Origin of the sequence: Bradyrhizobium sp. 33ap4 (genome assembly GCF_032654765.1) — a bacterium.
In the GTDB taxonomy this organism is placed as follows: domain Bacteria; phylum Pseudomonadota; class Alphaproteobacteria; order Rhizobiales; family Xanthobacteraceae; genus Bradyrhizobium; species Bradyrhizobium australafricanum.
Genome location: NZ_JAUMTJ010000003.1, coordinates 235,166 through 244,261, shown reverse-complemented (window position 1 = coordinate 244,261; position 9,096 = coordinate 235,166). Strand labels below are relative to the sequence as shown.

Sequence of the window (9,096 nt, the reverse complement as noted above, 5' to 3'; positions counted from 1 at the left end):
CCGCATGCAAAGGTGTCCTTGCTGCATCCGGCTCATCAAAGGGCGCGACCCGCCGATCCACTTATGACACAGTAAGACTAGTACGCCGTGATAACGACTGGCGTCCGCGCATGTTGCAGGAACAGGACCGGAACTTTCCTGAACGTTCCTTCACCATCATGGCGGCTGGACGTGACCGGAGGACGAGATCGAGGAGCCCTCGACGCTCTACTCGATCGCTGTGGCTCCACTCCCTGTTCGACACAAGTGACCCCAGCTCAGGGATGGAGAGCTGGGGTCGTAGCGGGGTTCTCCTGGTTGCGCTGACGGCCGGTCGGCGCGTCAGCTCGCGAGAGCATGCGCGTCGAAGTCAGTTCCGGCACTAACGTCTGCAAATGTGCGACGCACAATCGTGCCGCTGCGATTGCCCGATCAGACCGCCTAGCGCCACATGCTCGGGGCGGTGCGCAACGCGGCCTGGCCTGCGATGCGCAGCTCATCGATTGACGAGCGTCCCTCGCGAATGGCCTGCAGCAATCCAGAGGCGACGTTGGTCCGCTTCGTCGTATCCGAGCGCGGCACGCCTCCGCAGACCTCGTCGAGCACCGCGCGAAGCACTGCGGCCGTCTCTCCATCGAGCATGATTGCCTCCCTGCCCTCGTGGATCGAACTGCATCGTAGCGCGACACCGCGCGAGAGGAGTTCAAGTATGTTAACAGCCGTATCCAAATCTTGCGCGGCCGACCGTCGCGCTGTCTTCGTCGCGACAAATCACTGTCATGTTCAGATCGTCAGTGCGCTCTGCAAAATGACGCGCCTCCGCGTCAGTCCCGCTGCGACATTTCAAGGATCGCATCAGCGAACGCCTGCGGCGCCTCGCGCGCCCGCCGCACCGGCATCCGTCGCGATTTCAGGGGGAGCAGCATAGAGCCGCCTTGCCGCGTCTCAGCCGCGCCGCTTGGTGTGCAGATAGTCGGCCGAAAACAACGCCGTGTCCTTGAGCAGCTTCAGGTCGTTGATCGTCAGCATGCGGTCGCGCAGCACGATCAGGCCGGAGCCGCGCAGCTCCTGCAGCGTCCTGTTGACGTGGACCACCGACAGGCCGGTGGCATCGGCGAGATCCATCTGCGTGACCGGGAACAGGCAGGAATCGCCGTCGATCATTCCAACCGGCAGCAGGCGCTCATGGAGTTCGCACAACAGATGCGCGACCCGCTCCAGCGCCACGCGCCGTCCGATATTGACCGTCCATTCCCGCTGGATCGCGCTGTTCACCATGGTTTCGCACCACAGCGCCTCCTCCAGCGAACGGTCGCTCGCCAGCAGTTGCTCGAACGCTGGCCGCTTGATGTCGGCATAAGTGACCGGGGTCAGCGCGCCGATCGAATGATCCATCACCGACAAAAGATAAACGCAGGCGTCGCAGCTGTCGCCCGGCAGGATGAAATTGACGATCTGGCGGCGGCCGTCCGGCAGCGTCTTGTAGCGGCAGAGCCAGCCCGACAGGATGATCCTGACGCTCTCGACCGGATCGCCCTCGGTGGCGAGGTCTTCGCCCGGGCGGGCCCGATGCAGCCCTTCCTGGATCGCCTGTTGCAGCAACGCGATCCCGCGTTCGGACAATTGCCGCAGGGCATTGAGCCGCCGGATCACCGGCTGCGCCAGATTTCCCTCGAGGATCGGGGGATGCATCTAGCTCCCCATGCTCGGCGTATGGATGGCTTGCGGGTTCATCGGTATGGCGATCGTGCAGTGCAGTCCCGACGGATTGAACTCGAGCGTGCTCTTGCCCTTGAACTCGAACGCCAGCGTCCGCTCCAGGAGATCGGATCCAAATCCCCTGCGGCGCGGCGGCGCCACCGCGGGCCCGTTGCGCTCGCGCCAGTCGAACAGCAGTTGCCGCGGATCGGCCGCATCATCGATGCGCCATGAGACGTCGATGCGCCCGGCCGTATCGCTCAGCGCGCCATACTTCAAGGCATTGGTTGCGAGCTCGTGGAGTGCCAGCGCGAAGGTCTCCGCGGCCTTGGGCTGGAGCCGGATCCCGGGACCTGCGACCTTCAGTTGCTCGCCTTCCTTCGCGTTGTACGCAAGCAATTCCTCGACCACGAGATATTCGAGGTCGACGCCGCCTTCCGGATCGCGGGTCACCAGCGACTGGGTCCGCGCGAAGGCGTTGAGCCGGCCGTCGAGATGCGATGCGTAGTCCTCGACGTTCGCGCTGGTCTCGGCCGAGCGGCGCGCGATCGAGCGGACCACGCCGAGCGTGTTGCGCACGCGATGCTGCAGCTCGGCAAGTAGCAGCCGCTGCCGCTCCTCGGCCCGCGTGATCGCGGTGACGTCGATGAAGGTGATCACGACGCCGGCGATGAAATTGTCGATGCTGCGGTACGGCAGGATGCGCACGATATAGCGCGTGCCGCTGTCGGGCGCGGTCAGCTCGCGCTCGGCGCTGGCCAGCGTCCGCAGCACGCGCCGCACATCGTCGTAGAGCTCCTCGATCGGGATGCGCGCCTTGATATGCGCGATCGGGCGGCCGACATCGGTCTCGACCAGATGCAGCAAATGCGTGATCGCCGGCGTGAAGTTCATCACCTTCAGATCGTTGTCCAGGAACACGGTCGCGATCTGCGTGCTCTCGAGGAAATTCTTCAGGTCGCTGGTGGCGCGGGTCAATTCCTGCACGCGATGCGCCAGCTCGCCGTTGACGGTCGTCAGCTCCTCGTTGACCGACTGCAATTCCTCGCGCGAGGTCTCCAGTTCCTCGTTGGCGGATTGCAGCTCCTCATTGAGCGATTGATACTCCTCGTTGGAGGATTTCAGTTCCTCATTGGTGCTTTCGAGCTCCTCGATCGTGGCCTGCAACCGCTCGCGGGTGGCGCGCAGCTCGCTTTCCAGCCGCTCGACATGCTCGGTCCTGACCAGAACGTTGGGATTGGTTTCGGCGCGATCCACAGGGCGGATCGGCCCATCCTTGAACAGCACGACGAAATTGCGGTGACCCGCAGGGCCGTCGAGAATTGGTTCGGCCGTGATGTCGACCAGCACGCGATGCCCGTTGACGCCGAGTTGCACCTGCTCGGCATGCGCGGCCTCGTTGGTTTCCGCGGCACGGCTGAGCGCCGTGCGCAGCTCAAGTCTGAGGTCGCGGTGCACGAGTTGCAGCAGGTCGAGGGTCGCCGTGCCTGCGGTCGGCTCGATATAGCGGCCGGTGCGGCCGGAGAAATGCAGGATGTGAAAGTGGTCGTCGGTGATCACATAGGCCGGCGCATAGCGCTCGGCGATGCGCTGGGCGCGGCGCTCGAGGCCGACATCGGGGCCGATGGAGCGGACCGGTGGTATGTCGATCGCGGCTCGCCCGGCCGCCGTCGTGATCGGGAATTCCGGCGGCAGCCGCGTCCCGGTCTCGAGCTTCTTGAAGATGCGTGCGCGCCGGTCGACCGGCGCGAACAGCTTCGGATGCCGGGTGACGTTCTCGGAATTGCCGAGAAACAGGTACCGGTCCGGCAGCAGCGCAAAATGGAACAGCGGGATGACGCGGTTCTGCAGCTCGGCATTGAGATAGATCAGCAGGTTGCGGCACGAGATCAAATCGAGCTTGGAGAACGGCGCGTCCTTGATGACGTTGTGCTGCGAGAAAATGCACATCTCGCGCAGCTCCTTGACGACGCAGTAGGTGTCGCCTTCGCGTACGAACCAGCGCGCCAGCCGTTCCGGCGTCATATCGTTCTCGATGCTGGTGCGATAGCGCCCGACGCGCGCGGCGGCGAGCGCGCGCCCGTCGATGTCAGTCGCGAAGATCTGCACCTGCGGCACCGAGTCGAGACCGGCCATATGCTCGCGCAGCAGAATGCCGATCGAATAGGCCTCTTCGCCGGTCGCGCAGCCAAGCACCCAGACACGCACCTGCTGGCCGACGCCCTTCCCTTCGAATATCTTCGGAATGATCTGGGTTTCCAGGACATCGAACTCCTTCTTGTCGCGGAAGAATTCCGTGACGCCGATCAGGAGGTCGTTGAACAGATGTTGCGCCTCGTCCTTGTCGTTTCTCAGGAAATCGACATAGGCAGAGATATCGTCGATCTGCACCACCTGCATGCGGCGCTGGACGCGGCGCAGGAAGGTGTTCTGCTTGTAGCCGTGGAAATCGTTGCCGGTCTTGTTGCGAAGGATATCCGCAATGCGCGCAAGCGAGGTTGCCGCCGCGGCCAGCACCTCGTCGAACCCCTGCTTCTCCTCGAGCCGGCGCAGGTGGCGGGCATAGACGTCGATATGCTCGGGAATGGCCTCGGGCGGCAGCACAAAATCCGCGATCGCGACGGCCGAATTGCCTTCGGCGTGCGGATCGGGTTCGCCATCCCCGATGCGCTCGGCGATCGCCAGGCCGCCATGATCCTTCAGGGTCGCGACCCCGAGCGTGCCGTCGCCACCGGTGCCGGCCAGCACCACGCCGATCGATTCCTCGGCGCGCTCCTCCGCCAGCGACACCAGGAAACTGTCGATGGTGGCCCGCTCGGCGCGCGCCTGCTCGGCGCGCCGGACCGCGAAACGGTCGCCATGAACGGTGGTGATCATGTCGGACGGACACAGATGGATCGTGCCACCCTCGACGAGCTGTCCGTCGCTGATCTCGGACAGCCGGGCGCCTTCCGATCGCTGCAACGCTTCGCGCAACCGGGTGTCCTCGATGGCATCCCGGTACTGCAACACGAGCACGACGGCCTGGTCCGGATTGAGCCTCAGCTTCGAGAAGAACCGCTCGATGCTGTCGAGGGTGCCGGCGGACGCGCCCACACCTATGATCAGCGGCGCCTTGGACTGGCGCTCTTCGTCTCCGCTCTGGGATTGGCCAACATCATCCATGATTGCAGCGGCTCTCATTCTCCTGCTGGCGTCTCGCCCGCGTCTTTTGATAGCAGAGTTTAGTCCTATCCCAACGGGATAGGTAGGAATTCTCCAACCTCCCGGGAACCTCGACTCCGGGATCGATTGCCCTCCAAAACCGGAAGGGTCATAGTTAGGTGATGGAAGGCGACCCGACGATAGATGGATCCGGAGAGCTCACAGCCCTGATCAGGCGTGCGGAACGGGCGACTGCAGAAGCCCATCGCCTCATCGACGAGAACGACCTCTGGCGCCAGCGCGTCCTGCAGCAGTTTGACCACATGTTCGAACTTGGAGCGGAGTTCAGGGCACTGAGGCGCATCCCCGATCCTCCTCCCAGGCGCTAGTGCGATGTCACCCGCTCCTCGAGATATGCGACCCGCTGCACGATCAGGGTTCGATGCCGCTCCCACTCGATCAAGGTCTGCTTGAGCAAGCCGACCAGCCGCTCGGCTTGCACAGTGTCGTGACCGGCCCGTTGCAGCCAATCCAGCAGATCCTGCTGGCTGCGCAGCCGCCTCCAGCCCTCCTCGATATCGACGTCCGCCTTGACCAGCAGCGCACGTTCGGACCGCAGCTGTTCGGCCCAGTTCGCATGCTCAGCGCTGGCCATCACGGTTCCTTCCGCGCCGGTCGCTTCGGATCGAGCGATTGTAGCATGACTCGCCGGATCATATCGGCGTATTCGCGATATTCAGCGGCGCGCGCGTCATACATTTGCGCGACCGCCGGGCGACCGCTCTGGCGGCCGTCCTCGGCCATCCGGTGCACCAGTTCGGCGCGCTCCTCGATGATGCGGAGTGCGACCCGGAGCGCCTCGTCAACCCGGCCCTCCTGCTCCTTGGCAAGCGCGTCGGCCGTATAGGCGTGACCGACCTGACAGCGAAATCGCAGCGGGTGCCCGACCTTGAGCTCGGAAAGGACGCCACCGCATCCCGGACAAGTCAGCGGTGCCGGATCGGCAATCTCGACCAGCGTATCGCTGCCGACGCGCTCGCCCGCCGCAATTTTCACCTCCAGCACGATCTCCGGCGGAATCGGCAGGATCGCGCCGGGCCGCTCCCGAACCAGATCGGACAGCACATCGCCAAGCCGTGCGCCCGGGATACAGAGATCGACGGTGGTCGCTTCCAATGCCCTGAGCGGCATTTCATCGGACATCGCGTCCTGGGGCTCCTGAACCAGCGCGACCCCACCGCACCGCTTGATCGCGTTCAGGCCTGCCGCGCCGTCGGACAGCAGGCCGCTGAGCACAACGCCAATCACGCGCGGTCCATAGTGCAGTGCGGCCGAGCGAAACAGCGCGTCGATCGCCGGCCGCACCAGATTTTCGCGTGGCCCGCGGCCGAGCATCAGGTGGCCATCCTGGATCAGCAGATGGTGGTCCGGCGCCGCCAGATAGACGTGACCATTTTCGATGACCATGCCGCTTTCCGCCTGCCGGACCGGCAGCTTGCCGGCGGCGTTCGCGACCGTGGAGAGAATGCCGATGCCGTGAGACGGTATGTGCAATACGATGAAGACCGCGGCCGGCAGATCCACCGGCAGCCGGCCCAGAATCTCCTTCAACGGTGCAGTCGCCCCAGCCGAACCGCCGATGACGATGATGTCCCGATTGGACATGGAACCTGCCTTTTCCGATATTGTTTACAACAAGGCGAGCATTCGGCTTATGTTCCAATTTTGCGACGACATCACACCGGGTACGGCCCGAATCGACATGTCTGAATTTGCACCTTTGCGCGAACGCCCTCTCCTGACCGGACGGCGCGTCCTGATTGTCGAAGACGAATATTTCCTTGCCGACGACATGCGCAGCGCGCTGCGTGCGCTCGGTGCCGATATCGCCGGGCCGGCCGGTGACATCGACGATGCGCTTCGTATCCTTCAAGACGGCGGCGTGATCGATGGAGCGGTGCTCGATGTAAACATCCGCAAGCAGATGATCTATCCGGTCGCGCGCGAGCTGCAGGCGCGCGGCGTGCCGATGGTGTTCACCTCGGGATACGACAAGATCGTGCTGAGCAGCGAATTCGCGGACGTTCCGTTGTGGGAGAAGCCGTTCGATCATCGCGCCATGGCGCACGGGCTCGCCGGCATGATCCTGCGCGGCAATGACGCTGCCGGACACGAATAATCCGCTCGAGCATTTGCAAATGTTAGTGCGGAGGTTTGCAGACGGCCTCACGATACTCCGGTCACGATATCGGACCGGGGGTGTGTAATGACCGAGATCGAAAGACGTATCGAGCTGCTGGAGCAGACGGCCGCAGAACGCGCGCTGGTCGCCGACCTCTCAACCGTCACGGAAACCCGCATCCGTAACGCCCAATTGGCAAACGAGTTGCGCCTCGTCGTCGCGCAGCTCAGGACCTTGAGGCCGGGTGACGCTCATACTGTCTGATTGTCTCGGTCCACGATCTCGGGTGAACCGGCGGCGCGATACATCCTCCCATCGTTTTCAGGAAGGACAACGACACTGCACGATTCAACGGATCGGATCGCGGAATGCCGGCAACTGGCCGACGAGGCCGACCGTCTGGCCGCGACGTCCGGCGTCGAAAGGACGCGCAAGGATTACGAGTTGCTGGCCAGGTCCTGGCGACAATTGGCGCTGAGCTACGAATTCTCCATGCATCTCGAACGCTTCATCAACGCCCGCTAGTCGGCCTGCCGACCGATAGGGATATTGCCCGCCCCCACCAGCGAAAGCCTTACGTACTGTTGTCGCGGTGGGCTTTGATCTCCATGCGCGTGCTCGCGGAATTACGCACCGATTGCCGCAACTCGGCGAGCTGATCGTCTCGCTGATCCGCGAGCGATCGCTTCTGTGCGCGCAAAGTGAGACTTTCTTCGATGGCAAGCTGAGCGCGGGCGAACAGGGGATCGATCATCGACGAAACATGTCACCCGATCGCTGCCGCCGCCCTGTCATGTGATAAGTCCGAAGCGGGTTTGCTCCGAGGCATCGCGACAAACGTATCTCATGAGACATCGAAGATTGTTCGAACGCGGTCGTCGCCAGCGTCGGTGCGCCGCTTCATGCTCTGCTCCCTGGCGGGGGTGACACAGTAATCACCCCAACCAGCATGGTTCCGCCTCCGCAGGGTGCGAAAGCTCAACACAGGTCAGGATTCAGGATTCCATATTGGCTTTCCGCCTGCGGGAAGGGTTCCTGCGTCTTGCGGCCCAGAAACGTGCTGGCGCGGCTTTCGGCGAGGAGCTTGCGCGCGTGCTCGACGACCCGGATCATCCGCTCGGTATCGTTGAGATCACGGTAATTGGAAAGACGATAGATTTGCCGCTCGATGGGCATGGTGTACTCCCTGTTATGCAGGCGGGAGCACAATCGGTCTCTCAGCCACCGACGCCTACGGCAGAGCCTTGGCCGGTGATGAGGAGACAACAAACCTCGACCAGGAAAGTTGCCAACAAAGTGCTGTGTTGGGAATCACAGCGCAATACATACGGTGTCGTCCCTGCTTTCGCATGCTTTCGCAGGGACGACGTGTGGAAAGAGCAGCGAACGCTCATTCTCTTTGGTGTCATTGGCACGGGGGCCGGACCCATATCCACCGCTGCGCATCCCGGCGCGCGCACCGATCTGCGTTCAGTTCGCCGGCTATTCGGCGACGCTCATCTGCTTGCACAAGATCCCGAGAGCCTCCGCACACCCGCGCGGCTTGGTCACCACGGGGAGATGCGCATACTTCTCGGGCAGCGCGCTGGGGTCGTAGCCGGTATACAGGGTGACCGGTGTTCCCATCGCAAGCAGGGTATCGATCAACTTGTAGGACGAGGTTCCATTGACGTTGATGTCGATCAGCGCGCCGGACGCTCCGGACGCGTGCGGGCGGGCTTCGTCGATCGAAGCGAACGGGCCGACGACGTGATAGCCGGCCTGTCGTGCCAGCGTGGCACAGTCATCGGCAATGAAATACTCGTCCTCCACGATCAAGATCGTACGCATAGCAGTACCTCTGCCAGTTGATCTTCGCGGATGATCGAGGCGTTAACGTTCTCCCGCCGGTTGGGTTTCCCAGGCGCGTCGTTCCGCGCACCGTTAGGACAGCGGTCATGGCCCATTCAAAGAGCGGGAATTCAAGACGGAGGGTGGTCCCGATTTTCCAGGCGCGCGCCGTCAGCTACCGGCCACCAGCAACCCGAGGTACAGCCAGAGTACAATTGTCACAGTGATCGTTGCGGCGAAAAAGTAGCGGTCGATGAGATTCA

The 9,096-nt window shown here is 63.1% G+C and carries 10 protein-coding genes; 2 read left to right on the top strand and 8 right to left on the bottom strand.

Annotated features, from left to right (window positions below; all coding sequences use genetic code 11):
- Window positions 1-420: 420 nt before the first annotated feature.
- The 5 genes from Q2M23_RS04035 to Q2M23_RS04015 all read right to left on the bottom strand — a co-directional run bounded on the left by Q2M23_RS04035 (window position 421) and on the right by Q2M23_RS04015 (window position 6,486).
- Window positions 421-621: a hypothetical protein gene (locus Q2M23_RS04035; protein WP_028331978.1), complete on the bottom strand. Its 201-nt coding sequence runs from the start codon at window positions 619-621 to the stop codon at window positions 421-423.
- Window positions 622-924: 303 nt separating this feature from the next.
- A complete protein-coding gene (locus tag Q2M23_RS04030) occupies window positions 925-1,671 on the bottom strand; it encodes a Crp/Fnr family transcriptional regulator (protein ID WP_076828811.1) in 747 nt (248 codons plus the stop codon).
- Entirely contained in the window at window positions 1,672-4,842 is a 3,171-nt protein-coding gene (locus Q2M23_RS04025; protein ID WP_316394370.1) for a CheR family methyltransferase, read from the bottom strand.
- Between the two features lie 364 nt (window positions 4,843-5,206).
- A complete protein-coding gene (locus Q2M23_RS04020) occupies window positions 5,207-5,476 on the bottom strand; it encodes a hypothetical protein (protein ID WP_076828806.1) in 270 nt (89 codons plus the stop codon).
- Complete coding sequence (locus Q2M23_RS04015; protein ID WP_316394366.1) at window positions 5,476-6,486, bottom strand: chemotaxis protein CheB; 1,011 nt, start codon at window positions 6,484-6,486, stop codon at window positions 5,476-5,478. Before Q2M23_RS04015 ends, Q2M23_RS04020 begins: the two co-directional genes overlap by 1 nt.
- Here Q2M23_RS04015 and Q2M23_RS04010 point away from each other — a divergent pair.
- Together Q2M23_RS04010 and Q2M23_RS04005 are read left to right on the top strand one after the other, a co-directional pair.
- Window positions 6,380-7,000, top strand: coding sequence for a hypothetical protein (locus Q2M23_RS04010; protein ID WP_316394384.1), 621 nt, complete (start codon window positions 6,380-6,382; stop codon window positions 6,998-7,000). The two genes, Q2M23_RS04015 and Q2M23_RS04010, sit on opposite strands and share 107 nt — an antisense overlap.
- A gap of 87 nt (window positions 7,001-7,087) precedes the next feature.
- The gene (locus Q2M23_RS04005; protein ID WP_244558852.1) at window positions 7,088-7,267 is read left to right on the top strand and encodes a hypothetical protein; all 180 of its coding nucleotides are present in this window, start codon (window positions 7,088-7,090) and stop codon (window positions 7,265-7,267) included.
- 310 nt (window positions 7,268-7,577) lie between these two features.
- Here the strand turns inward: Q2M23_RS04005 and Q2M23_RS04000 are convergent, their stop codons facing one another.
- The 3 genes from Q2M23_RS04000 to Q2M23_RS03990 form a co-directional block, all read right to left on the bottom strand.
- Window positions 7,578-7,757 (bottom strand): hypothetical protein, encoded by a 180-nt coding sequence (locus tag Q2M23_RS04000; RefSeq protein ID WP_076828803.1) that lies wholly within the window; start codon window positions 7,755-7,757, stop codon window positions 7,578-7,580.
- Between the two features lie 224 nt (window positions 7,758-7,981).
- Window positions 7,982-8,179 (bottom strand): hypothetical protein, encoded by a 198-nt coding sequence (locus tag Q2M23_RS03995; protein WP_076828802.1) that lies wholly within the window; start codon window positions 8,177-8,179, stop codon window positions 7,982-7,984.
- A gap of 306 nt (window positions 8,180-8,485) precedes the next feature.
- A complete protein-coding gene (locus Q2M23_RS03990) occupies window positions 8,486-8,833 on the bottom strand; it encodes a response regulator (RefSeq protein WP_076828800.1) in 348 nt (115 codons plus the stop codon).
- Window positions 8,834-9,096 lie beyond the last annotated feature (263 nt).